Origin of the sequence: Sorangium sp. So ce119 (genome assembly GCF_051524405.1) — a bacterium.
GTDB classification, from domain to species: domain Bacteria; phylum Myxococcota_A; class Polyangia; order Polyangiales; family Polyangiaceae; genus Sorangium; species Sorangium cellulosum_G.
This window is the reverse complement of the sequence record NZ_CP150310.1, coordinates 11,094,559-11,119,752: the sequence shown is the minus strand read 5'-3', so window position 1 is coordinate 11,119,752 and position 25,194 is coordinate 11,094,559. Positions and strand designations below refer to the sequence as shown.

Sequence of the window (25,194 nt, the reverse complement as noted above, 5' to 3'; positions counted from 1 at the left end):
ACGCCGCTGGCTGGTGTTTCAACCGGGTACCGGTGAACGCGCCTTGTCAGGCTCCATCCGCCGCTCAGCGCTCCGAGCTGCTCGCCGCCGGCACCGCCGCCTTCTGCCCTGAGCCCGGGCGCGCGCCGCCCTTGATGCGCGCCTCCGTCACGACCTCGTCCCATTGCGCGTCGTAGCCCTCGAAGTGGACCCGGTACGACCCCGGCGCGACGACGCCCGGAGTCATGTCCCCCCACGCTGGCGCAAGGATTCCCATCATCCCCGTCTCCGCTGCCCCCGGAGAGGATGGTGACTCCACCGCCGCCCCCAGCTCCACGGCGGCTGTCGCGGCGTCCACGGCGCGCACGTCGTGCAGTCCGGCCCCGTCGGCTCGTAGCCCGTCGGATCCACGGGGTTCAGCGGATCGTTGAGCACATAGCTATACCGGTTGTAGCTCTGCCCGAACAGCGGCGCCGACACCAGCGGATCGGGCGTCAGCACCCACTTCAGCTTCGGGTCGTAGATCCGCCCCTTCATGTTGATCAGCCCGAGATCGTCGTCGTGCTCGTGCCCGGTCAGCCCCAGCCGAAGCTCCCCCGGCGGCCCCCCCACCGGCGCGCCGTATCGCTCGATCCGCCTCCCGAACGGCTCGTAGTACGCATACGCCGACTTCTCCGCGCTCCCGTCCGCCTCCGTCACCAGCGTCACGCTTCCCTGCGCGTCTCAAGCTCATCGGTCTTTCGTGTGCCACCAGTGCGAGCAGCCATCCTTACACTCTTCCTTCCGACGTCGCTCGTCCGCAACTTGAAACAACGCAGATAGCAGCCGAAACGACTTCTCATGCTCCGCGAGTGGCAGTCCCAGGACTTTCGCAGCTTGGATTTTGAGTCGCCCGTTCCTCAGGAGCGCGCACGGTGTAAAGCTCGGCTTGAGCTGCGCCCGAGCGATGGCGACGTCCACATCGCTCTCGCGAGCTCCAGCCTGGGCAGCGAAGAACCAGAGTTTACCGAGAACGTCTCGCTGCTCGCCTTCCGCAAGCCCGCTGAACCAGCGATGTCCTTCCTCTTTCGTTACGAGCCCTTGTGCCAATTGGTTCAACAGACCCTCGCAACTGTTCATGTCACACGCCTCAGATTATCGCGGTTTCGTTCACCAGTTGAGTGAGCAAGCTACCATGGTCCGGCTCGACCCCAGCGCCCTGAAACCCGTCTGCGTCCGACCTGACGACCGACGGCGGCGGCTCGTAGCCCGTCGGTTCCACGAGATTCAGCGGATCGTTGAGATGGACATCAGCTCAATCCTTATCCGGCTCTCGTCGGTGCTCTCTCATAGCGCAGCTAAGAAACTGCACAAACGCGAATGCTCCTCCGCGACAAAACAAAAGCTCAACCTGTTCTCCGGTGGCTTTCCGAACGCATAACGATTTCGAAATGGGGTCTTTTGACAATTTATCCCATCCCGTGATGCTCACATACGGCAACCAGGCCACTGCGTCGCGTTCTCCGAAGACTCCCAGCCCCGCCTGCGTAACAACGACGGCGCCGGCTCGCATGCCGGGCTCGTTCTCATGAACACCCAAGACCCTGCCCCAGGCTTGGGGGGCTATGTCGTCCCTCCACCAGGCAGGCCGCGCCCCGTCCTCGAACGGAATGTATCCAGCGAACACTTTTTCGCTGCGTGATCCCTTCCGCACCCCTGCGAGAATGCGCCTCGCATGCTTATCGACATTAGCCATCACAAACCTCCTTCCCACCACATGGTTCCATTGGGACGAGTCCCGAATCCGGCTTTTTGCAAGATTTCTAACAAGCGGCCGGACTCCTCAATAACTGGAGATGTCTCGATCCGAAGTGTATCCGCTCCCGCCAGCCTCGCCGCTGCCTTCAGGCTATTCCGCGCTCCAAGCAAACCTCGCCCGAGCCCAGTCGGTGGTTGGCCCAGGTACTTGATGTACGCTGTGACCTTTCCACCCCGGACAGCGAAGTTTCCTTCTATGATGGCGTCATTCACGATGCCGAGATCCTCGGTCGTTAGCGGCCGAACGAAGGTGCCTGCACCAGCTCTCCCTAGCGCACCCCCACCCGCCCGCGGCCCCGCGCCCAGCCCCTCGCCGAAGCTGGCCCCCGCGGAGGCGGCGATCATCAACCCGTCGGCGATCCTCCCCGGGTCGTGCCGGTGCAGCCCCTCCAGCACCCACACCTCGCCCAGGATGGCCGGCACCGCCTTCGCCGTGAAGCTCGCCGCGTTCGCCGCCGCCATCTGCGTCGACGTCATCCCGATCGTGCTGCCGAACACCGACAGCTCCTCGAGCGCCAGCAGCGCGTAGCCGCCCGACCAGACCAGCAGCGCCGCGCCCGCGCCGACCATCGCCCACTGGGTCACGCGGAACGTGTCCCGCTGCAGCGTCTCGTAGTACAGCCGATCCTGCCGCGCACGCTCGTTCACCAGTTGCACGAGCAAGCTGCCGTGGCCCGGCTCGACCCCAGCACCCTGAAACCCGTCCACGTCCGACCTGACGACCGACGGAGGCGGCGGCGGACCGATATCGCCGGAGTCAGAGCTCCACTCGCTGGTGTAAGGATTCCCATCATCCCCGTCTCCGCTGCCCCCGGAGATGATGGTGACTCCACCGCCGCCCCCGCTCCACGGCGGCTGCCGCGGCGTCCACGGCGCGCACGTCGTGCAGTCCGGCCCCGTCGGCTCGTAGCCCGTCGGATCCGCGAGGTTCAGCGGATCGTTGAGCACATAGCTATATCGGTTGTAGCTCTGCCCGAACAGCGGCGCCGACACCAGCGGATCGGGCGTCAGCACCCGCTTCAGCTTCGGGTCGTAGATCCGCCCCTTCATGTTGATCAGCCCGAGATCGTCGTCGTGCTCGTGCCCGGTCAGCCCCAGCCGAAGCTCGCCCGGCGGCCCGCCCACCGGCGCGCCGTATCGCTCGATCCGCCTCCCGAACGGCTCGTAGTACGCGTACGCCGACTTCTCCGCGCTCCCATCCGCCTCCGTCACCAGCGTCACGCTTCCCTGCGCGTCCTGGTGCAGGTACTGCACCCGCCGCGCGGTGCTCCCCTCCTCCACCACCACCTGCGCCACCATCAGCCCGTCGCTCCCCGGCACGAGGAACACGTGCTTCGTCCCCTCCGCGCCCTGCCGCCGCTCGTACAGGCCGCCGAGCGTGACCGTCGTCCCCGCCGGGCCCTGCTTGCGCACCCGCGCGCCCGACGCGTCGTAGTCGAAGCGTGTCTCGCCCGCAGCCGTGATGATCTTCAGGGGCAGGTCGAAGCTCGTGTAGTGAACCTCCCGCTCGGGGTCCTGCTCCAGCCGCCCACGAGCATCGTAAAAGAAGCTGCCGTCTAGGTTCGACGACACCGCGTGCGGGCGCGGGTCGAGGTACTCGTTCTTTTCTCGCTCCTCGCCCCCGACCAGCACCCGGGTCAGATTCCCCAGCACGTCGTACCGGTACTCCGTCTCCTGCTCCACGTCGCCAGCATTCAAGCTCCACAGGCGCAGCCGGTGCAGCGTGTCGTAGGCATAGCTCTCGCTCCGCTCTCCATCCGGCTCGAAACGGCGCTTCACCCGGCCGTCCGGGTAATACTCGTACCGGAGCGACGACAGCACGCCCCCGCCCAGCCGCTGCTCCACGGTGTCCAGCCGGCCCGTCACCGGGTCGTACGAGCGCGTCATCCTCACGCCGCTCCCGTACTTCGCCTCCGACAGCGCCCCGTCGTCGTTGCGCGCGCTCACCGTCCACAGCGGCTGTCCCTCCGACGCCGGGTCCGCCGTCACGTCCGCGATGCGCTCGAGATAGCCCCGGCTGTCGTACGTGTGTTTGACCGTGAACCGCGGCGTCCCCGGCACCTCGGGGTACGCCAGCGTTTCCAGCCGGCCCTGCGGGTCGTACGTCGTGCGCAGCTTGAACGGCTCGCCGCCGATCATCCACGTCAGGTACTCCAGCCGTCCATGATCATCGTAGCCGTAGTCCGTCGTGGTCTCGTCCGGGCTCGTCGTGCCCGCTAGCTGCCCCATTCCGTGGGCCGCCGTATCCCACGTGTAATCGGTCACGCCGTCCGCGTCCGTCATCCAGTCGATTCGACCGATAACGTCATGCCGGTAGATCGTCTCCTCGCCGCCCTCCAGCTTTCGGTAAAGATCCCCGACACCGTTGTAGTAGAAGCGCGTCGTGCCCTTGTCCGGGTCCACGAGCAGCGTGCGCCGCCCCAGCACGTCGTAGTCGAGCACGGTCACGTTCCCTTCGGGATCGATGATGCGCTCCACCTGATCGAACGGACCGTACTCGTAGCGTGTCGTGAGCTCGCGCGCGGTGCGATATACGAAGCGATCGGCCGTCGTCGACAGGCCCGTGACGCCGAGATACGAGATGCTCTGCACCACACGTCCGTCGAGATCCCGCACCAGCTTCGTGCGGCTGCCTCTCGGGTCCGAGGCAATGGTCTCGAAAAATGAATGCGAGTAACGCGTGGTCGCCGCGTCAGGGCCGACCACCCTCAGCAGCCGTCCCAGGCTGTCGTACACCTGCCTCGTTCGCTGCGCGTCGACGATCTGCCGAGCCGGCCGGCTCTGCGCGATGACCCGGCCGAAGACGTCGTAGGTCGTCTCGCTCGTCAGCGTGGCGCCGTCGTGCCCGATGTGGCCTACACGCCACGGCCGTCCGGCGAAGTCGAGCTCGACGAACCCGCTCCCGCCGGTCGCGTCCGACGCGCGCATCGTGACGCCGTCCAACCGCTGCTCGTAGCTCAACGTCTGCTCGCCGGCGCCGTCCGACCGCCGGCTCACCAGCCTGCCGAGGTCGTCGTGAACACGGCTCGTCTGCACGCCGTTCGCGTCCATCTCCGCCATGATCACGCCGTACCCCGCGTGCACCGCGAACCACTGGGCATGCCCGAGATCGTTCCAGATCACGCTCGGCGCCGTGTGCCCCGGCGTTCCGTCATAATCGATATGCACGCGCCGCGACGGGTAGCCAAGCGTCGTCTGGGTAACGCGCCGCAGCAGTCCCTCGGCGTCATAGTCGTAATGCACCGTCGAGGTCACGCCGGGCTCGGGCACCGGATCCGACGGCGCGAGCGGATCGAGCGGCTCGACCACGACCCGCTCGATCCTCCCCGCGTCGTTGAACTCGAAGCGGGTTCGCCGCACCGTGGAGTCCGTCTGCCCCGGCGTCGTCGACGTCACCTTCTCCCATGTGGGCAGCGACAGCAGCCAAGGTTCAAGCCGGTGCTCGTACTGCCTCTCCACCGTCGTCCGCACCCCGCCCAAGGTCTCGGTCGTCTCGTTCTCGAGGCTACCCCAGTCGTCGAACCGGGTCGAGCCGACGCGCGTGCGGAGCGGCGCCTGCACCGGACCATCGATCTCCGTGAGGTGGACGCCTCGACCCGACGCCCAGCCGATCGACACCTCCTCTTCCCATTCCTGGCTCACCCAGTCGTGCGGGAACACGGCGTACGTCGCCCCGCCGTTCAGCTCGCGCGGCTCGTACTGCATCGTCTTGCGCTCGACCCGCGCGACCGCCCTGCTCGGCTTGTCCGTCAGTCCGTTGGAGTCGTTCTCGAGCATCGGCGTCGTGACGGTCACGGTCGCGGGACGGCCGGCGAACGGATAACGCGTGCCGACGCGCGTCCCATGATCGAACGTCGTCACCGTCTCGCGCGGCACCTTGGGCTCCCAGACCCGGAACTTGCCGAAGCCGAGAAACCCCCGCCCCAGCAGATCCGACCGCGGATCCTCGTAGGAGAAGTGAAGCGACCTCGGCGTGCCCGTCCCCCCGTGCACGAGCTGGCTCCGCACGACCGGCATGCCGCGCCGGTGGCACACCTGGGGATAGGCGCAGGTCGTGGACTCCGGCGCGTCGGTCCACTGCCGCGCGTACTCCATCTCCTCCCGCGGCATGCCGCCTTCGTCGAGGACCGCCTCCACCACGTCGGTGACCGTGCTCTGCTGGAGGAGCACGCGCAGGCTCCCAACCCTCGTGCCCGAGCCGCACGCGGACGTCGGCTCCTCGATGGCGCTCGAGCACCGCTCGGCGAGGTACATCAGGTCGAGCAGCCCGTCGCCGTTGAAGTCGCCGTGCCGTACGGCGGTGATCCGCGCCGAAGGGGCCGGGACCGGCCAGGTCCACCAGCCGTCGTCCCATTTTTTTTCGGGCATCGCGTGCAGCATCGCGTGCAGCCGAACTATCTTGATAGTCTCTGAGCCGATGACGATGAAGTCGTCACGCCCGTCGTTGTCGATGTCAGCCACTTGAAGCGTACCGGGGTGCCGGGCCACTCCGCCCCCGAAGTACTCGGACTCGTAGACGAATCCTTTTCCCGAGTTCCACGCCAGGTGGAGCGCGGTCACCTGCCATGGTGAAAGCATGACCGCGACACGATCCCGAAGACCATCTCCGTTCAGGTCCGCCATGTATGACTCAATGAATGATAACGAGTCGCTGCGGGGCATCTGAATCTCCATGGCGCTGAAGCCCCCGGCGTCGTCCGAATAGTATGCCTCGGTAGCTCCCTTCAGCCATAGACCTGCGCGCCCGTCGCCCTGCACGTCGAGCGCGACGGACGCGAACTCCATCGCATCGGGCGCGCGGACAGGAATCCCTGTCGCTTCCACCGAGTCGAAATCGCCGCTCGGCAGATTACGCCGCATCACGAACTCCGGCTCGTATACCCCGTCCACCACGTTATCGAGCAGCTTCAGCAGGTCGGCGAGCCCGTCGCCGTCCACGTCGGCGAAGTGGAACGGCTCCACGCCGGAAGCAATCGAGCCGAGGTCAGGCGACATGGGCACCTCGGTTCCGGTCGCCTCGAACGCGCTGCCCGTCCAGGCATACATCTCGAACCGGTCCATCCGACGGTTCCAGGTGAAGAGCTCGCTCCGGCCGTCTCCTCCGGCATCCACCGGCTTCGCATGCTTCAACTTCGCGCCGTCGAGGGACGGCGAGCTCCCGGTATCTCCAGCGAGAGCCACCTTCAATCCCAGCGGCGCGCTCAAGGACGAGCTGCGCAAGAGGAGGTACGGCGCCGTAGGATCGATTGTCTCCAGCAGCACCTCGTCCTTGCCATCGCCGTCCACGTCCAGCACGACGGGGTGCTCGGCGCCGGTGAACCAGGGGTGCTCATCGAGCGCAGCCTCCTTGAACCACTCGCCTTGGCGAGAGGACCACCTGAACCGCCGCGCCAGGAAGCAGCCACGGAGCCCGCCGCAGCGCTTCACCTCCACGAGCCGCGGGCGCCCCGTCTCGGGGCTGTCCTCTGGACCCTGTTCGTAGCCAAGACGCGGGAGTCAGCGTACGCGTCGCGGGAGCTCGGCGTTTCCCGGCGATCATGCCGGCGAGCACGGTGGAGATGGCGTCGTCGTCGGATCCTCGCGGGGTCATGAGGCGCAATGCATTGCGCGATGACGCGCGCGCTTGCGGAGTTCCGCCACGACCCGGGTGAGTTCACTTCCGGCTACGCACCGCCGCCGGTGCGGCTCGGCTAACGCGCGCGGCGACACCGCGGGACCGGAGATCCCGGACTACGGGTCTTCCGAGATGGCTACCGCGATGCGCTGGGGCGGCAGGGGGAAGGGCACGGCGATGATCGGGAGCGGTGGTGAGACGAGCCGGCCGTCCTCGTCGACGTCCTGGTAGGGCCACCCTCCCCAGTCGCAGCCGCCCGTCGTCAGGTGCGCTCAGCGATCCGAGCTGCTCGCCGCCGGCACCGCCGCCTTCTGCGCCGCGCCCGAGCGCGCGCCGCCCTTGATGCGCGCCTCCGTCACGACCTCGTCCCACTGCGCGTCGTAGCCCTCGAAGTGGACCCGGTACGACCCCGGCGCGACGACGCCGGTGATCACGGCGGGCTTGTACGACCCCTTCCACTCGACATCGACGCGATCGCCGACCTTCCGCGCGCCGCCCGCGCCGGAGGCGCGCTGCTCCTCCTCGCGCATCCGGCGGGCGCTCCCCTCGTGCAGGCACTGCTCGCGGTGGCAGGCGAGGCCGGAGGCGCAGTCGTCGTCAGCGCGGCACGGAGATCCGAGCGGCGCCTTCTTTCCGCAGGCGGCGAGCGCCGCAGGGAAGGCGACAAGGACCACGAGCGCTCTCAGAAAAGTGAAGGCTCGAACGCGCACGACCCCGCATCCCAGCAGAGCAGCCGCAGCCCGACAACAGAGAATCGCAACGACCGTGACCGGCATCGCCTCCATGCCGCCCCCCTGCCGGCGGCGCCCCGCTCTGCTATGGTCGCCCCCGCTGTGCGACTGCTCGCCGCCCTCGCGCCCGTGGCCCTGCTCGTCGCGGCGTCGCCGCTCCTGGGCTGCGGCGGCGCCGCCGCGACGGACGCGGGCGTGTGCGCGGGCGCGGGCGTCTGCGGCGCCGGGCACTGCGTCGCGGGGCGCTGCCGGCCGGCGGGCGCCCTCCCCTCGCCCGTCGACGCGCGCCGGGTGCTGCTCCCGCCCGCGGACCTCGCCGTGCTCCAGGAAGACGGCGACGCCGCGGCCGCGCCCGGCGTCCCCGACGCCATCGCGCTCGGGCGCGCCAGCACCGGCGATGTCGTCCTGCTGCTCCGGTTCGCGCCGACCTTCGGCGTCGACGCGGACATCGCGAGCGCCTTCGTCGTGCTGGAGCCGGTCCCCCTCGCGCCGCCCGCCGAGCGCGCCCTCACCCTCGAGGTCGCGCGCATCCTCGAGCCGTGGCGCTCCGAGACGGCGACGTGGGGCCGGCAGCCCCGCCTGTCGATCCCGGAGCCCGCCGCCGTCGCGCGGCGCCTCCCCACGGCGCCGCTGCGGATCGACGTCACCTCGCTCGTGCGCGGCTGGGCCAGGCGGCGCATGGACGACCACGGCATCGCCATCGTCGCGCCGGGCCGCGACGCCGTCGGGGCGGCCTACTCGATGGGCATCTCCCAGGGCACCGGCCCGCAGCTCGAGGTGTACGTACGGTGAGCTCCGGCAACGACGACGAGGACGACGACCTCGGCGGGCGCCCGTCTCTCCCGCTGCCCCTCGTCCGCCACGACGCCGGCCGGGGCAGGCCCTCCGCGCCGAGCGCTCCGCCGATCCCCAGCTCCCCCACCTCCGCGCGCGGCGCCCCGCCCGTCTCCCCCACGTCCCCGCGCGCCCCCGCGCCCAGCTCCCCCACGTCCGCGCGCGGCCCCGCGCCCGTCTCCGGCGCCCCCGCGCCCGGCGCCCCCACGTCCTCGCGCGGCTTCCTCGACGACGACGAGCCCGCCGTCACCCAGCGCTCGACCGCGAGCGTCCGCCCCTTCCCGCTCGTCCGCACCGCGCCGCCGACGGCCGAGGCGGCCGCGCCCGCGGAGGCGCTGCTCAAGGTCAGCGACCTCCGCGTCTCGTTCACCGCCGACGGCCGCGTCACGCGCGTCCTCGACCGCGTCTCGTTCACGGTGCCGCGCGGGCGCACCGTGGCGCTCGTCGGCGAGTCGGGCTGCGGCAAGACGATCACCGCGCTCAGCATCCTGCGGCTCCTGCCCGCGCCGTACGCGTCGATCGACGGCGGCTCGATCGCGCTCGACGGCCAGGACCTCCTCGCGCTCGGCGAGCGCGAGATGCGCGCCGTCCGCGGCGGGAAGATCGGCATGATCTTCCAGGAGCCGATGACCTCGCTGAACCCCGTGTACACCGTCGGCGCCCAGATCGCCGAGGCGATCCGCCTGCACCGGCCCATGTCCCGGGGCGACGCCCGGCTCTACGCCGTGAGCCTGCTGCGCAAGGTCGGCTTCCCCGAGCCCGAGGTCCGCGCGAACAGCTACCCGCACGAGCTGTCCGGCGGCATGCGCCAGCGCGTCATGATCGCCATGGCCCTCGCGCCCGGGCCCTCGCTGCTCATCGCCGACGAGCCGACCACCGCGCTCGACATGACCACGCAGGCGCAGATCCTCGACCTGCTCGAGCGGCTCAAGGCGGAGACGTCCATGAGCCTCCTGCTCATCGCGCACGACCTCGCCGTGGTCGGCGAGCTCGCCGACGACATCGTCGTCCTCTACGCCGGCGTCGTCGTCGAGCAAGGGCCGGCGCGCAACGTGCTCGCCGCGCCGTCGCACCCCTACACGCGCTCGCTCCTCCGGAGCATCCCCGCGCGCGGCTTCCGCCCGCACCGCGTGCGCGGCCAGCGATCGCTGCGCCTGCCGACCATCCCCGGCGGGCTGCCCGATCTGCGCGACCCGCCGCGCGGCTGCCGCTTCCAGGACCGCTGCGAGGCGGTGTTCGACCGCTGCCGCGTCGAGCCGCCGGACCTGTACGCCGTCCCGCCGGGCGCGGGGCGCCACGCGGCGCGCTGCTTTCTCCTCGCCGGCGCGGGCCGCCCGGGGGAGGAGGGCGCGGCGTGACGCGCGACAGCGACTTCCCGCTGCCCGCCCAGGGCGACGAGGCCGGCGCCGCCGAGGCCCGCGCCGAGAGCGCGCGCGGCGAGCGCCCGCTCGTGCAGGCGGAGCGGCTCTCGAAGCTCTACCCGGTGCGGCGCGGCCCGTTCGCGAAGCCGGCGTTCGTGCAGGCGGTGGACGGCGTGACCTTCCACGTGCACCGCGGCGAGACGCTCGGCCTGGTCGGCGAGTCGGGCTCCGGCAAGAGCACCCTCGGGCGGCTCGCGATCCGGCTCATCGAGCCCACCGTCGGCCGGGTCTTCTTCGACGGCGAGGACCTCACCGCGATGTCGGGCCGCGCGCTCCGGGCGATGCGCCGGCGGATGCAGATCGTCTTCCAGGACCCGTACGGCTCGCTCAACCCGCGCATGACGCTGCGCGAGATCGTCGGCGAGGGCATCGTGATCCACCGCCTCGCGAGGACCCGCGACGAGGAGACCGCGATGGTCGAGGCCGCGCTGCAGAAGGTCGGCCTGCGGCCGGACATGATGGAGCGCTTCCCGCACGAGCTCTCCGGCGGCCAGCGGCAGCGGGTCGCGATCGCGCGGGCGCTCGCGGTGCGCCCGGACTTCATCGTCTGCGACGAGCCGGTGAGCGCGCTCGACCTGTCGGTGCAGGCCCAGATCGTCAACCTCCTCGAGGAGCTCCAGGACGAGCTCGCGCTGAGCCTGCTGTTCATCTCGCACGACCTCCGGGTGGTCGAGCACGTGAGCCACCGCGTGGCGGTGATGTACCTCGGCAGGATCGTGGAGCTCGGCCCGGCGCAGGGCGTCTCCGAGCGGCGGCACCACCCGTACACGCGCGCGCTCTTCGACGCGACGCCGTCGATCGACCGCGGCGGCAAGGCGCGCCGCGTGCTCCCGGGCGCGCCGGCGAGCGCGATCAACCCGCCCGAGGGCTGCGTGTTCCACCCTCGCTGCCGGAAGGCCGAGGAGGGCAAGTGCGACGTGGAGATCCCGCCGCTGGAGGAGCTCGTCCCGGGGAGCGGCCACCGCGTGGCGTGCTGGTATCCCGAGCTCGAGTGACGGCCGCAGGCCTGCGCGCGGCCAGGTGGCCCATTTCGGCACAATCGCGGAGCTGATGTCCCGGGCGCTGGGCCCTGTTCTGCGCGGATCCGCGCAGGGTCGCGCGAGGCATCTCTCTTGCTGCGCGTTCGCGGCCGCGCGCGATGGGCGGCGGCGAAGTTGGAGAGGTGATCGGATGGCGAGCGACGTGCTTCGAGCGCTGATGGCAGCCCTCATATCCGGTGCGTGCCTGATGGGATGTAACGGTGGCAATGGCGGCGGGGGCAGCGGCGGCGCAGGCGGCAGCGGCGGCGGCGGCGGCAGCGCCAGCGACGGCGGTGGCGGCAGCGCCAGCGACGGCGGCGGCGGCAGCGCCAGCGACGGCGGTGGCGGCAGCGCCAGCGACGGCGGCGGCGGCAGCGCCAGCGACGGCGGCGGTGGGAATGCCAGCGATGGCGGCGGTGGCAGCGCCAGCGACGGCGGCGGCGGCAGCGGCGGCTCGCCGTTCGACGAGCGGTGCGCGGTGCGCGACATCGAGGGCACGATCCCGGGCGTGAAGATCTCGATCGCGTCGAGCCGGTGCGTCTATCACGTCGGGGAGGCGGCGGAGTTCCTCTACAAGGTCGTCACCGACTCGAGCGTCCCGCCGATCAACGTCGCGGAGTCCACCGGCTGCGGGCGCTGCGTCGACCCGTCGAGCGACCCGCTCTCGTTCGTCTCGTACAAGATCACAGGCATGTCGTCGGCCGGCCAGCCGCAGCAGTACTGCCTGTGCGACGTCGGGTGTTGCGCTCCCGACGAGGCGGAGACCGTGCAGGTCGACGCGACGACCGCGACGCAGACGATCCGCTGGTCGGGTCGGCAGTGGAACGGGCCGTCCGACACGAGCAATCCGGAGGGCGAGCCGTTCGCGCCCGGCAACTACCTCGTCGAGGTGACGTTCGACGGCCAGGCGCAGGGCATCGTGACGGCGACGCTGGGGATCGAGATCATTCCCTAGTTCCGCGGGGCAGAAATCCTGCCAGGGATCTGCCGCGAGAGTGGCGAGAGATTTCGACGCAAAGGCGCCAAGAGCGCAAAGACGCAAAAATGCATGATAATTATTCTTTTTTGCGCCTTGGCGTCTTTGCGCCTTGGCGTTGAAATCTCTGTCCGGATCCCTGGCCGGACTCCTGGTGGGCGGAACTAGCATCGCGAGCTCGTCCCGGCTCTGCGCCCGCGAGTCCCGGAGGCACAGAGGGATGATGGACAGGCACTCTGTGCGGCCATGCGCCTCCGTGGCTCGGCTGTCGGGCTTTCTGCTAAGGTCCGCGCACCATGCACGCCTGGCGCGGACACTCCTTCGGCTCGCCCGAGATCCTTGTCTGGGAAGAGGTCGACGACCCCCCGCTCGCCGAGGGTGAGGCCCGCATCGAGGTCGCCGCGTCGGCGATCAACTTCCCCGACGTGCTCTTCACCGCGGGCGCCCATCAGGTCAGGCCGACTCCGCCGTTCATCCCCGGCTTCGAGGTCGCCGGCCTCGTCGTCGAGAGCCGCGAGCCGTCGCTGCCGCCGGGCACCCGCGTGGCCGCGACGCTGCCCGGCTCGGGAGGGTACGCGACACACGCGATCGCCGGCCCGCGCACGACCTACGCGCTCCCCGACGGCATGCCGTTCGAGGACGCCGCGGCGCTGACCATCACCTACCAGACTGGCTACCTCGCCCTGCACCGGCGCGCCGGCATCAAGCCGGGCGACACCGTCCTCGTGCACGCCGGCGCGGGCGGCGTCGGCAGCGCCGCGATCCAGCTCGCCAAGGCGGCCGGCGCGACCGTCATCGCCACCGCCGGCGGCAAGGAGAAGGCGGCGGTCTGCCGCGCCCTCGGGGCAGACGTCGCGATCGACTACCGCGGCGAGGACTTCGTCGCCATCGTCAAGGACCACACCGCGGGCCGGGGCGCCGATATCATCTTCGACCCCGTCGGCGGCGACGTCTTCGATCGATCGACCAGGTGCGTCGCCTTCGAGGGGCGCATCCTGGTGATCGGCTTCGCCTCGGGCCACTTCCCCGCCGCGCGCGCGAACCACCTGCTCGTGAAGAACTATTCCGTGCTCGGCTTCTACTGGGGCACCTACAGCCGCGCCCAGCCCGCCCTGACGCGCGCCGCGCAGGACGCGCTCTACGCGATGGTTCGCCAGGGCGCGATCAAGCCGCTCATCTCCGCCGCGCTGCCGATGGCCGACGCGAAGGCCGCCATGACGGCGGTCGCGTCCCGCGCGACCACCGGCAAGGTGGTGCTCACGACGCGGCGATGAGCGGCGATGAGGGGAGCGCCGCCGCCCGTCGGGAGCGCAGCAGCGGCGGTGAGCGGGGCGCCGCCGCCGCCCCGCGGGAGCGCGGCAGCGGCGCCGGGGAAGGGGTCAGTTGCAGGCGGTGCCGGTGGACGTCTCGGAGAGCTCGCCGAGCGTGTCCTGGTCCGCCGTGGTCAGGCCGAAGCCGTAGGGGAACAGCGCCTCTCCCCCGTCGTTGCGGTTGACCTTCTGGCACTCGCTCCCGGGCCACGAGAACGAGAGCTTGCCCTGGAACTCCTGCTTGCCGAACAGCACGTCGGCCACGCCGCCGCCCTCCGAGCCCGGGAGCCACGCCGCCACGAACGCGTCGGAGAGGTTCAGCTCCTTGTTCACGTAGAGCGGGCGGCCCGACAGGAACACCGTCACGATCGGCAGATCCGGCGCGGCCGTGCGGATGGCCTGGAGCACCTGCAGATCCTCGGCGTGGAAGAGCGCGTGCTCGAGCGTCTTGGCGTGCGTCGTGGAGTCCCCGGAGTCGCCCGAGGCCTGGATGTCCCCCTTCATCTCGGCATAGGGCGTCTCGCCGATCACCACGATCGCCGCGTCGAAGTTCGCCGACGAGGCCCCGGCGCCGTTGGCGCTCAGCATCGCCTGGCCGCCGCCGGACACGGCCTCCTGGATCCCCTTGAAGATGGATGTGGCGCCCGGGAAATCGGCGTTCGTGACGTCCGTACCCTGCCACGTCCGCGACCACCCGCCGGCCTGGTTCGGGATGCTGTCCGCGGACTTGCCCGCGACGAGCACCCGCGCCGACGCCTCGAGCGGCAGCACCGAGCCCTTGTTCTTGAGCAGCACGAGCGACTTCCTCACCGCCTCGCGCGCGATCTCCCGGTGCTCCGCGGCCCCGAGCACCGCCTGCTGCCCCGCGAACATCCGCTCCGACGGCGCGCCCTTGGTCGCCTTCGGGCCGAGCAGCCCCGCCCGCATCTTGACCCGCAGGATCCTGGTCACCGCGTCGTCGATGCGCGCCCTCTCGATCTGGCCGCCGTTCACCTGGTCGATGGTGTTCTCGTAGAACTCCTTCCACTTGTACGGGACCATGATCATGTCCACGCCGGCGTTGATCGCCTCGGCGCACGAGTCCTCGGCGCAGCCCGGCACCTGCTGGTGACCGTTCCAGTCGCCGATGACGAAGCCGTCGAAGTGGAACTTCTCCTTCAGCACGCCGGTGAGCAGCTCGCCGTTGCCGTGCATCTTCTTGCCGCGGATGCTGTTGTACGACGCCATGACCGTCTGCGCGCCCGCGGGGATCGCGGACATGTAGCCCTGACCGTGGATCGCGCACAGCTCGGTGTCGGTCGCCAGGTTGTTGCCCTGGTCGTCGCCCTTGTCGGTGCCGCCGTCGCCGATGAAGTGCTTGGCCGTCGCGATGACGCGCGTGGGGCCGAACAGATCCGCGCTGTTCGCGGCGCCCTGGATGCCCGTCACGACCCGGCCGGCGTAGCGGTTCACGATCTCCGGATCCTCGGAGTAGCCCTCGTACGTGCGGCCCCACCGGTCGTCGCGCACGGTCGCGAGCGTCGGGGCGAAGGTCCAGTCGAGGCCGGTCGCCACGACCTCCTTGGCCGTCGCGGCGCCGATGCGCTCGAGCAGATCGGGGTCGTTCGCGGCGCCCAGGCCGATGTTGTGCGGGAAGAGCGTGGCGCCGCGGACATTGTTGTTGCCGTGCACCGCGTCGATGCCCCAGATGATCGGGATGCCCGCGCGGCCGCCGCTCTTGTCCACCGAGGCCTTGTAGAAGTCGTCGGCCATCGCGAGCCAGTCCTGCGCGGTCGCGCTCTTGTTCCCGCCCGGCCACGAGCCCCCGCCGTTCAGCACAGAGCCGATGTTGTACTGCCTGACCTCGGCCGGCGTGATGTAGCCGATCTCGGCCTGCACCATCTGCCCGACCTTCTCTTCGAGCGACAGCTGGCCGAGCAGCTCCGCGACGGCCGCCTCGATCGCCGGATCTTTCGCGATCTTGCTCGTCACCTCGGGCCAGCCGGCGTCGCAGGGCAAGAGGCCCGCGCTGTCGCCGGCGCCGCTGCCGCCGTCGCCGCTGCCGCCGTCACCGCTGCCGCCGTCACCGCTGCCGCCGCCGCCCGTGCTGTCGCCGGCGCCGGTGCCGCCGCCGGCCGTGCCGGAGCCGGAGCCGGAGCCGGAGCCGGGGCCCGTGCCGGAGCTGGTCGATGAGCCGGTCGGATTGTCGGACGTGTCGTCGCCGCAGGCGGCCGGCGCGATAACGACCGCCGCCGCCAAGATCCATGTCGCATACCGTGTGAGGCGCATAGGTGCTCCCCTCTCTATCAGTGAGATGAAGGATGGGCTTTGAGGTGAACCGTGACAGTCAAGCAGCCCAGTCGAGCGATGCGCTCGAGCGAGGCCGGCAGGCGGCCAAGCGCGTGAACATGCGGTGAGACGAGCTCCACGCGGTGGGTGCAAGACAACATAAGACAGGACGGGAATGTTCTAATCCATGTCTCCACCGGCACGCAAGCCCCGCCTCACGCCGCCAACGAGGGGACTCCCGAGGCTCCCGCCGCGTCGTCGCGTCGTCGCGTCATTGCATGGGCGCGTCATCGCATGGGCACGTCGTCTCGTCATCCCGTCGTAACCCCGCGATCGATCCGCGCCGGTGCTCGTGGCGCGCCGGATGACACGGTGCATCCTGGAGGTCCTCTCGTTAACCACGGTTCGAATCGGGCCGCAATACACAAACCCGATGGCGCGGCGCGATAATCCACCCGTGGCGTAACGCCACAATGATGCAAGAGAGCCACGGCCCGCCCATCGCTCCGGCGGAACGGGCGGCATTTCGAAGGGTGGCCATGGATTTGCAGAACCCGCGTCGTTTCCAGGGAGATCCCGACGATGGCGAGACGCCCTCACCTTGCGATTGCCGTGCTCGTGCTTGCTCCTGCGCTCTCCGCCGGCTGCGGCCAGGCGGACGCGCCCCCGTCGAATCAGGCTGCCCCGCCGGGGCAGGAGAAGAAGGTCGACACCAAGATCCTCGAGAAGGGCGCAGAGGCGCTCCAGGATCTGAGTCCCGTGCGGGCGATCGACCACTACCTGGACGGATTCCACGTGATGAAGGACAACCCGGACCATCACATGGAGGCCCATCACTACTGCAAAGGGGTCAATGAAGAGTTCACGCAGTGTGTGATCTTCGACGGGAACACGAGCGACGCGAACATCATCGGGGTCGAGTACATCATCTCCGAGGCGATGTTCGAGGGCCTGGCCGAGGACGAGAAGAAGCGCTGGCACCCGCACAATTACGAGATCCTCTCTGGCCAGCTGATCCTGCCCGGCGTACCGGCGGTGGCCGAGAAGGCGGCGCTCAAGAAGAAGATGAACAGCTACGGCAAGACGTGGCACATCTGGGACACGGGGCACCTGGGGCACCCCGCCGCGCACAGCCTGCCCGTCGGCGAGCCGCTCCTCGCCTGGTCGTACAACCGCGACGGGGAGATGCCCGCCGCCCTCGTGGAGGCGCGCGACAAGCGGACCGGGATCAGCACCGCAGAGAAGCGGAAAGAGCGCGCCGATCTCGCCGCCACCGCGAACCCGCAGCGGGGCGTGGACGATCTCAAGTCCAGGTTTCCGAACGCGACCGGCGCTCCGGAGGGCGTCCGGGCGAAGTGACGCCGCTGCGAGCAAGGCCGCAGGCGGCGAGGCGATCGCACGAGAGCTGACCTGCGGGACCGCGGGAAGGCAGCGCGGCGGGACGACAGCGCGCGCTCGAGGACGCGGGCCGGTACGGCAGAGAGCCGGCCGGCGGGCTCGAGCAATGGTCGCCGGGATTCAGCGGAAGCGTAATCCGCCGTTGTGGCAACCATAAAATCTTGTATCCACTGTTGGCGGCATTTACCGGCGAGCGCGTGCGCGCTTACTCTCCGCGCATGCTCTTTATTCCGCGGACTTCGATCCGTTTGTTCATGACCACCGGCGCGCTGATCGTCGCGCTCGCCGGGTGCGGTGACGACGACCCAGGCACGGTGGCAGGCAGCGGCGGCACCGGTGGTGAGGCCGGCGGCAGCACCACCAGCTCCGGAACGGGAACTGGCGGCGAAGGCGGTGCGACCGGCACCGGCGGCGAGGGTGGCGCGACCGGCACCGGTGGCGAGGGTGGCGCGACCGGCACCGGTGGCGAGGGTGGCGCGACCGGCACCGGCGGCGAGGGCGGTGCGACCGGCACCGGCGGCGAGGGCGGTGCGACCGGCACCGGCGGCGAGGGCGGTGCGACCGGCACCGGAGCTGGCACCGGCGGCGCGGGCGGCGATTCGACGACCACCACGACCAGCACGACCAGCACGACCACCACGTCCGTCGCAGTCGGCGCTGGCGGTTCGGGAGGCGATACATCCACCGTCGGCGCAGGCGGCACGGGCGGCGATCCCACCACCACGGCGACCAGCACGTCCGTCGCGGTCGGCGCTGGCGGCGCGGGCGGCGAGTCCTCCTCCGTCGCGGTCGGCGTCGGCGGCGCGGGCGGCGAGTCCTCCTCCGTCGCGGTCGGCGCTGGCGGCGCGGGCGGCGAGTCCTCCTCCGTCGCGGTCGGCGCTGGCGGCGCGGGCGGCGAGTCCTCCTCCGTCGCGGTCGGCGTCGGCGGCGCCGGTGGCGAGTCCTCCGCCGTCGCGGTCGGCGCCGGCGGCGCCGGTGGCGAGTCCTCCACCGTCGGCGGGACGGGCGGCGCTGGCGGCGAGTCCTCCTCCGTCGCGGTCGGCGTCGGTGGCGCGGGCGGCGAGTCCTCCTCCGTCGGCGGGACGGGCGGCGCTGGCGGCGAGTCCTCCTCCGTCGCGGTCGGCGCTGGCGGCGCTGGCGGCGCCGGCGGCGCGGGCGGCGCCGGCGGCGGTGAAGGCGGCGCCGGCGGCGACACCAGCGAGCCCGTGCGGTGGGCCGACGTGGCGCCGATCCTGCAAACGAAGTGCGCGCCCTGCCACACCCGGGCGGAATCGCCCTCGAGCGGCTTCGCGATCACCTACGCGTCCTCGCAGCTCCCCGCGAACTCGGACCCGTGCGTCACGAAGGACCCAGTGACGGGCGAAATCCTGACGGCGCTGACGCAGGGGGCATGCACCATCATCCGCATCCAGAGCGGATCCATGCCGCGCGGCAAAGGATGCACCGGCGACCCGGCGGACGACGCCGGAAATGCAGCCTGCCTGACCGAGGCGGAGCAGCAGACGCTCATCGACTGGATCGTCGACGGCCAGCTCGACTGACCCGAGGAGGCGCGGCCCCCGCGGCCGCGCCTCACCTCACCGCGGCTGCTCCAGTCACCTCGGCTGCTCCAGGAGCACGCCGTCCTCATAGGCCTGGATGAGCCGCTCCAGGATCTCGATCTCCCGCGCCAGCTCCTCCCCCTTCTCCGTGTCGCCCACCGTGCGCGCGGCCTCGTAGACCTCCACGTCCGAGATCTCGGGGATGATGTCCTCCCCCGTCTCCACCGCCTGCTCCACCGACGTGAAATGGTGGTGCTGCGCGAGCCGCGCCCCGCTCGCCTCGAGCACGAGCGTGTACCCCTTGTCGCCGTAGGCCTCCGAGAACGCCCCGTCGATCGTCACCGCGCGGTGCGACGCCTTGATCGGCGACTCGCCCTGCTCGACCCGCACCGGCACATGCCCGTTCACGATCAGCCCGCGCTCCTCGTCCAGCCCGAACTCGCGGCACACCCGGGTGCAGAAGCCGGCGTCGTGGATCAGGTGGAAATACGGGTTCTTCGTCTCGCGGTGCGTCCTCGCGTCGGCGACGAAGTACGACTCGAAGGTCGTCATCCGGTCCTTGCCGAACATCGGGGAGAGCGGCCCCGTCCACAGATACCAGAGCAGGTCGACGTCCTCCTGCGCCCGCGCCCGGAAGGCACGGCGCACCGCGCGCTCCAGCGCGTCGAACAGCGCCCTGCCGCGGCGGGGCTCGCCGTCCACCGCGAACGGGAGGAGCTCGCCCGCGCCGTCCACCGGGACACAGCCGTGGAAGATGAGCGCGCGATCGCGCCGGAGCCACGTCGTCCCCTGCTGCACCATCCAGCGCATCCGACGGGCGAGCACAGGGCTCTTCAGGAAAGACTCCTTCAAAAGCGCGATGCACGCCGCCTCGTCCGGCGTGAGCGCGTAAGGGTCGCCCGGATCGAGCGTCGGGAAGCGCGCGTCGAGGAGCGGGTACACCTCGCCGTCGATCGCGACCGTGCCCGCGCGCTGATCGATGCGGTGCAGGAGGCAGCGGTGCTCGAGCGCATAGTCAGGGCGCCGACGGCAGACCTGCCCCTCCAGCTTGAACTGCAGGACGGCCATGGCCTTCTGCATCCGCGCCATCAGCAGCGCGTCGCGCAGCCCCTCGCCCCGCACCGCGAAGCGCTCCGCGGGGTCGTCGGCGTAGGCGGTGCGCGCGAGCCGGTCGACCGGCGCGACGGGGATGCCGAAGCCCTCCTCGAGCTGCGAGAGGCGGCCGTAGCGCAGCGAGAGCCGGACCACGGTGGCGATGAGCGCCTCCTGGCCGAGGCTCGCGCCCATCCAGCTCACGTCGTGGTTGCCCCAGACCACCCGCGCGCGCGGCTGGCGCATCAGGTACTCGAGCACCTTGTCCAGCCGCGGGCCGCGATCGCCGAGATCGCCCGCCACCACGAGCTCGAAGACCGTGAGGTTCCGGATCGCCCGCGCGGCGGCGCGCAGGAGCTCGATCTCGCGGCCGTGCTGCACGAAGGGCTCCACGAGCGCGTCGAGGGTGCCGCCCTCATCCGGCGTGGCGCGCGCCGACACGAGCTCGCGGAGCAGGCCGCGCATGTCGGCGGGGAACGCCTGGTCCACCTGGCGGAGCGTGTAGCGCCGCGACAGCTCGCGGATCACCTCGACCTCGCGCGCGAGCGTCCAGCGCAGGTACGCGCGCCGCTCCGCCTCGGCGCCGCGCGCCACGGGGGCGTAGCTCTCGCGGGGATAGTAGATGACCGAGAGCAGCGCGCGCTTCTCGCCGGCCGTGAGCCGGTCGCCGAACACGCGCTCGACCAGCGGCCGCAGGCTGCCCGAGGCGTTGTTGATGATGTGCTTCAGCTTCCTGTGCTCGCCGTGCACGTCGCTGACGACGTGGACCGTCCCCTTGGGGAGCGACAGGATCGCCCGGAGATGGCCGATCTCGGCCAGCGCGGCCTCCGTGGTGGGGTACCGGCCCGCGAGGGCGCGGAGGAGCGGCAGCTCCCGCGTGTCGAGCATGGCGCCGGAGCATAGAGCAAAGCGGCGGGCCGCCGCAGCCGACGCGCAGCCTCGTCGGATCCGACGGCCGCCGGCCGCGAGCGCGCAGGCCTGCTCCGCCGCGTTTCTCCTTGCGACAAAGCGGCGCCCGACTAGGCAATGCACCGGGGGCGATGCACGCGTTCAGACCCATGGATCCCTGCCTGACGGCAGGGCCCGACGGGAACGGCTCCACCAGGCCCGAGCGCCTGGCGCGAGGGGCCGGAGCCCTGCTCCGAGGGCAGAACCGGATCCTCCGGATGGTCGCCTCCGGAGAGCCGCTCTCCCGTGTGCTCGACGAGCTCATCCGCTTCATGGAGGCGCAGTCGGGCCGCGCGCTCTGCTCCGTCCTCCTCGTCGACGAGTCGAGGACGCACCTCCGCTGGGCCTCGGCGCCCAGCCTGCCAGCGGCGTACAACCACGATGTCGACGGGCTGAGCATCGGCGCCGTGAGCGGCTCGTGCGGCACCGCCGTGTTCCGCAAGCAGACCGTCGTCGTCTCGGACATCGAGCGCGACCCGCTCTGGGCGCGATCGCGCGATCTCGCGCTCTCCCACGGCCTCAGGGCGTGCACCTCGGTGCCCATCCTCGACCGCGAGGGCGAGGCGCTCGGCACGTTCGCCTTCTATTACCGCGAGGCGCGCGGCCCGAGCGCGCGCGATCTTGGCCTCATCGAGATCTCCAAAGATCTCGCGGGGATCGCGATCGAACACAGCCGCAGCGCCACGCGCATCGAGGAGGCGCTCCGCGCGCGCGACAACTTCCTCGCCGTGGCCTCCCACGAGCTGAAGACGCCGATCGCGACCCTCCTCTTGCAGATCACCTCGCTGGAGCGCATCCAGCGCGCGGCGGGGGCGATGCCCATCCAGGAGATCGCGCCCAAGCTGGGCAACCTGGGGCGGCAGGGGAAGAAGCTCCTCAAGCTGGTCGAGCAGCTCCTCGACGCGACGCAGCTCCTCTCCGGCCGGCTCGAGATCGAGCGCGCGCCTGTCGATCTCGCCCAGACCGTGCGCGACGTCGTGGAGCGGCTCCTGGACGGCGTGGTGGAGGTCGCGCCGGAGGTCGAGCTCCACGCGGACGGGCCGGTGTTCTGCGAGGGCGACGGCTTCCGGATCGAGCAGGTGGTGGTGAACCTGCTGTCGAACGCGTGGAAGTTCGGCCGCGGGGCGCCCGTCGAGATCACCGTCGAGCAGGGCGATGGGGCCGCGCGCCTGCTCGTCCGGGACCGCGGCATCGGCATCGCGCCGGAGGACCAGGCGCGCATCTTCCAGCAGTTCGAGCGCGCCGTCTCGGTGCGCAACTACGGCGGCCTCGGCCTTGGCCTGTGGCTGACACGACAGCTCGTGGAGAGGATGCGAGGCCGCATCTCCGTGCAGAGCGAGCTCGACGCCGGCTCCACCTTCACCGTGGAACTCCCCGTGCCCCATGAGCAAGTCTGTCCTGATCATCGATGACGACGTCGATCTCGCGATCACCCTGGCCGAGACGCTGTGCGAGCTCGGGTACGAGGCGACGCCCTACTTCAGCGGTCGAGAGGCGCTCGATCGCCTCTCGGAGGGCGCGCGGCCGGCCGTGATCCTGCTCGATCTGATGATGCCGAAGATGAACGGCTGGAAGGTGTGCGACGAGCTCAGCGCCGTCCCCGGGCTCGGGGAGATCCCCGTCGTGATCATGACCGCGGCGTCGAACATCAAGCAGCCGATGCCGACGCACGCGCGCGAGGTGATCAGCAAGCCGTTCGAGCTCGACGCGCTGCTCAGGACCATCGACGCCGCGTGAGGCCGGCGCGGCGCATGCGCCGCGGGCGGCTCAGCGGGGCCCGCCGATCTCCTTCACGACGAGGTCGGGGTCGGCGGCGATGTCCTTCTCCGTGAACAGCACCGGCCGCCACGCCTTCCGCGAGAACCGCTCGGTCTGGTCCGCGAAATGGGGCGACGCGGGGTCGGTCGACTGCGAGTAGCTGAGCAGCGCCTCGGCGCGCGGGCCGTCGGTCGTGTGCTCGACGGCCATCACGAAGCTCGTGCCGAAGTTGATCGGGTACCCCGCGGTGGTGAGGCCCGTCGTCGGGTTGACGAGCTCGCCGGTGTTGAGCCTGGGCAGGAGGGTGCTGTTCGGGGCGGTCGCCAGGTGGGTCACGACGTTGGCCACCCCTTCCATCCCGAGCCCGCCGTGGATCGGGATGGCGTCGTCGCCCTTGTTCGTGAACTGCGCCGCGCCGAGCGGCGTGCTCGGGTCGAGCCCCGCCTGCGCGAGCGCGCGCGTGGCCTCGGCCAGCGCCACGAGGATCGGATCCGGGCCCTCGGCCGGCGGCGCGACGAGGTCGCGGGGGGTCTCGAGCGGGTCCTTGGGGTCGAACGGCTGCGCGTAGAGCTTGCCCGCGTCCACCATGGCCGCGCTCGTGAACCGCCCGAGCAGCTCGCGCCACACGCTCGCGCCGACGCTCTCCAGGTCGAGCCGGCCGTCCCACGACGCCAGCGCGAGGCACGCGCCGGCGACGTCGACCGCCTGGCCCTCGAGGTCGACCGGCGCCGCGCCGTCGCAGCGCTCGGCGACCTGCTCGCGGAGGCGCTCCGCCGTGATCCCCCGGTTGCTCAGGATGGCGGCCTCGAGCTCGTCGCGCGAGAAGAGGCCGTCCTCGCCCGCGGCGGCGCCCTCCCCTTCCTCGGTGAGCAGGAGGAGGTTCATGCGCGTGCGCGCCGAGATCGGGGCGCCCGGCGTGCCGAAGAGCGCCGGATATCCGGTGAGCGGCTCGGCGGGGTTCGTGAGCCACGGCGTGTCGTTGGCGTTCATGACGAAGTCGGTGCGCGCGAGCGACGGCAGGTCGCCCCACGGCACGAGCGCGCCGGCGCCCTGCGTCTCCACCCATTCGTCGCGCGCCGTGCTCCCGTCGAGCAGCACGATGCCCGAGCGCGCGAGCAAGCCGGTGAGGCCGTCGCGCTGCAGCGCGCGCTCGTAGGCGCTCACCGCCTCGGCGCTCAGGTGGGGCACGCGCGAGGCGTCCATGAGCAGGGCCTGCCCCTCGGCGTCCACCGCGGTCGTGAACACGAACTGGATGCCGCGCAGCTCCTCGTGCGCGCGCCGGAGCTCGTCGAGGCTCGTCGCGCGGCCCATCCGGAGCCACTGGTCGAGGGCGGACACGTTGTCCTCGTTGGCGTCGCGCACCGTGAACGCCTGCTCGGTGGACCAGCCGAGGACCGAGGCCCCGAGCATCGGGCCGTAGTGGCTCCGGTACATCACCCGCGACACCTGCTCGAGCGATCCGCTGTCGGCCAGGACATCAATGGAGTGCTCGCGGCGCTCCATCGGACGGCGCTCGCCCTCGTGGACGTAGGCCGTCGGGTCGTCCGGGTCGAGGGTGAGCCGGTAGACCGTGAAGTGCTTCGCCGGCGAGACCGTGTGCGTCCACGCGACGTGCTCGTTGAAGCCGATGTTGATGACCGGCAGCCCCGTCAGGGACACGCCGTACACGTCGAGCTGCCCGGGGATGGTGAGGTGCGCCTCGTGGAACCTGAGCTCTCCTTCCCAGGGAAAATGCGGGTTCGCGACGAGCATGCCGCGGCCGCCCTCGGCGCGCTCGCGGCCGATCGCCCAGGCGTTGCTCCCGAGGCCGAGGCGGGTGAAGTCCGGGAGATCGATCGCGCGCTCGCGGGCCTCCTCGCCCGAGGCGTCCGGCGGCGCGGCGCGGCGGATGAAGTCGAGCAGCTGCAGGCTGCCGGCGAACATGTTCACGTGGACGTAGTACGCGGCGAGATCCGCGGCGCTGATCGGCTTCACCCACGCCGCGCCGGCGCAGGGGGCGGGCAGGCCCTGGGGGCCGGCGTCGACGAGGTAGCGGTTGTAGCCCGCGGCGTACCCCTCGATGAGCGCCCGCCCGTCGGCGGACACGCGCTCGAGCATGCGCTCGCCGCGCTCGACGACGCCCAGCGTGAGGTAGCTGAAGTCGCTGTCGATGTTCGCGTCCCCCTCGCCGGGGCCGAAGGTCTTCGCGCGCTCGCTCCGCACCTTCACGATCTGATCGGCGAGCGTGCAGACGAAGTCGCGCGCGCCGGCGTAGCCGAGCCCGAATCCGATGCTGCCGATGTCGTCGGCGAGGATGTGGGGCACGCCGTGGCTGGTCCAGCGGATGGTCGCCTGATAGTCGACCGGCGACGGCCGCACGCCGTATTCGTCGCCGCACGCGGCCAGGAGAGCGAGGCAGCTCAGCCCAGCGATGATTCTACCGTACATGGAACGATCCTCCTCGCGCCGGGATCTGCGCGGGGGAGAGATACTCCAGAGGAAGTCGGGACGATGTGAAGAATGCGATCG

Annotated in this window: 17 protein-coding genes; 9 read left to right on the top strand and 8 right to left on the bottom strand. The window is 70.7% G+C overall.

Annotated elements, in window-relative coordinates; translation table 11 throughout:
- Positions 1 to 64 precede the first annotated feature (64 nt).
- The 5 genes from WME76_RS41950 to WME76_RS41930 all read right to left on the bottom strand — a co-directional run bounded on the left by WME76_RS41950 (position 65) and on the right by WME76_RS41930 (position 8,100).
- Positions 65 to 259 carry a hypothetical protein gene (locus WME76_RS41950; protein ID WP_437957769.1) on the bottom strand — a complete coding sequence of 65 codons (195 nt, stop codon included), beginning with the start codon at positions 257 to 259 and terminating at the stop codon, positions 65 to 67.
- Positions 256 to 687 (bottom strand): RHS repeat domain-containing protein, encoded by a 432-nt coding sequence (locus WME76_RS41945; protein WP_437957768.1) that lies wholly within the window; start codon positions 685 to 687, stop codon positions 256 to 258. The genes WME76_RS41950 and WME76_RS41945 overlap by 4 nt, the downstream gene beginning before the upstream one ends.
- 21 nt (positions 688 to 708) lie before the next feature.
- Positions 709 to 1,098 carry a DUF5958 family protein gene (locus tag WME76_RS41940; protein WP_437957767.1) on the bottom strand — a complete coding sequence of 130 codons (390 nt, stop codon included), beginning with the start codon at positions 1,096 to 1,098 and terminating at the stop codon, positions 709 to 711.
- A 615-nt stretch (positions 1,099 to 1,713) separates the two neighbouring features.
- Positions 1,714 to 7,209 (bottom strand): FG-GAP-like repeat-containing protein, encoded by a 5,496-nt coding sequence (locus WME76_RS41935; RefSeq protein ID WP_437957766.1) that lies wholly within the window; start codon positions 7,207 to 7,209, stop codon positions 1,714 to 1,716.
- Between the two features lie 453 nt (positions 7,210 to 7,662).
- Complete coding sequence (locus WME76_RS41930; RefSeq protein ID WP_437957765.1) at positions 7,663 to 8,100, bottom strand: hypothetical protein; 438 nt, start codon at positions 8,098 to 8,100, stop codon at positions 7,663 to 7,665.
- Positions 8,101 to 8,223: 123 nt separating this feature from the next.
- Here WME76_RS41930 and WME76_RS41925 point away from each other — a divergent pair, with 123 nt between their 5' ends.
- The 5 genes from WME76_RS41925 (at position 8,224) to WME76_RS41905 (ending at position 13,645) form a co-directional block, all read left to right on the top strand.
- On the top strand, positions 8,224 to 8,913 hold the full coding sequence (locus WME76_RS41925; protein ID WP_437957764.1) for a hypothetical protein: 690 nt from the start codon (positions 8,224 to 8,226) through the stop codon (positions 8,911 to 8,913).
- The gene (locus WME76_RS41920; protein WP_437957763.1) at positions 8,910 to 10,313 is read left to right on the top strand and encodes an ABC transporter ATP-binding protein; all 1,404 of its coding nucleotides are present in this window, start codon (positions 8,910 to 8,912) and stop codon (positions 10,311 to 10,313) included. Before WME76_RS41925 ends, WME76_RS41920 begins: the two co-directional genes overlap by 4 nt.
- Positions 10,310 to 11,371 carry an ABC transporter ATP-binding protein gene (locus WME76_RS41915; protein ID WP_437957762.1) on the top strand — a complete coding sequence of 354 codons (1,062 nt, stop codon included), beginning with the start codon at positions 10,310 to 10,312 and terminating at the stop codon, positions 11,369 to 11,371. Before WME76_RS41920 ends, WME76_RS41915 begins: the two co-directional genes overlap by 4 nt.
- Positions 11,372 to 11,573: 202 nt before the next feature.
- A complete protein-coding gene (locus WME76_RS41910) occupies positions 11,574 to 12,350 on the top strand; it encodes a hypothetical protein (protein ID WP_437957761.1) in 777 nt (258 codons plus the stop codon).
- Positions 12,351 to 12,667: 317 nt separating this feature from the next.
- Positions 12,668 to 13,645, top strand: a complete 978-nt coding sequence (locus WME76_RS41905) for an NADPH:quinone oxidoreductase family protein (protein ID WP_437957760.1) — start codon at positions 12,668 to 12,670, stop codon at positions 13,643 to 13,645.
- Positions 13,646 to 13,750: 105 nt separating this feature from the next.
- Here WME76_RS41905 and WME76_RS41900 read toward each other — a convergent pair whose 3' ends face one another.
- Positions 13,751 to 15,949, bottom strand: coding sequence for a glycoside hydrolase family 3 protein (locus WME76_RS41900; protein ID WP_437957759.1), 2,199 nt, complete (start codon positions 15,947 to 15,949; stop codon positions 13,751 to 13,753).
- Between the two features lie 612 nt (positions 15,950 to 16,561).
- Here WME76_RS41900 and WME76_RS41895 point away from each other — a divergent pair.
- Positions 16,562 to 17,308 (top strand): OBAP family protein, encoded by a 747-nt coding sequence (locus tag WME76_RS41895; protein WP_437957758.1) that lies wholly within the window; start codon positions 16,562 to 16,564, stop codon positions 17,306 to 17,308.
- Positions 17,309 to 17,508: 200 nt separating this feature from the next.
- Positions 17,509 to 18,888: a hypothetical protein gene (locus WME76_RS41890; protein ID WP_437957757.1), complete on the top strand. Its 1,380-nt coding sequence runs from the start codon at positions 17,509 to 17,511 to the stop codon at positions 18,886 to 18,888.
- A 54-nt stretch (positions 18,889 to 18,942) separates the two neighbouring features.
- Here the strand turns inward: WME76_RS41890 and WME76_RS41885 are convergent, their stop codons facing one another.
- The gene (locus WME76_RS41885; protein WP_437957756.1) at positions 18,943 to 20,868 is read right to left on the bottom strand and encodes a fructose-bisphosphatase class III; all 1,926 of its coding nucleotides are present in this window, start codon (positions 20,866 to 20,868) and stop codon (positions 18,943 to 18,945) included.
- Positions 20,869 to 21,038: 170 nt separating this feature from the next.
- On the opposite strand from WME76_RS41885, the gene WME76_RS41880 reads away from it, so the two are divergent.
- Both WME76_RS41880 and WME76_RS41875 read left to right on the top strand, forming a co-directional pair.
- On the top strand, positions 21,039 to 22,340 hold the full coding sequence (locus WME76_RS41880; RefSeq protein ID WP_437957755.1) for a sensor histidine kinase: 1,302 nt from the start codon (positions 21,039 to 21,041) through the stop codon (positions 22,338 to 22,340).
- Positions 22,312 to 22,665 carry a response regulator gene (locus WME76_RS41875; RefSeq protein ID WP_061617587.1) on the top strand — a complete coding sequence of 118 codons (354 nt, stop codon included), beginning with the start codon at positions 22,312 to 22,314 and terminating at the stop codon, positions 22,663 to 22,665. The genes WME76_RS41880 and WME76_RS41875 overlap by 29 nt, the downstream gene beginning before the upstream one ends.
- A gap of 30 nt (positions 22,666 to 22,695) precedes the next feature.
- Here the strand turns inward: WME76_RS41875 and WME76_RS41870 are convergent, their stop codons facing one another.
- Entirely contained in the window at positions 22,696 to 25,113 is a 2,418-nt protein-coding gene (locus tag WME76_RS41870; protein ID WP_437957754.1) for an acylase, read from the bottom strand.
- Between the last annotated feature and the right edge of the window lie 81 nt (positions 25,114 to 25,194).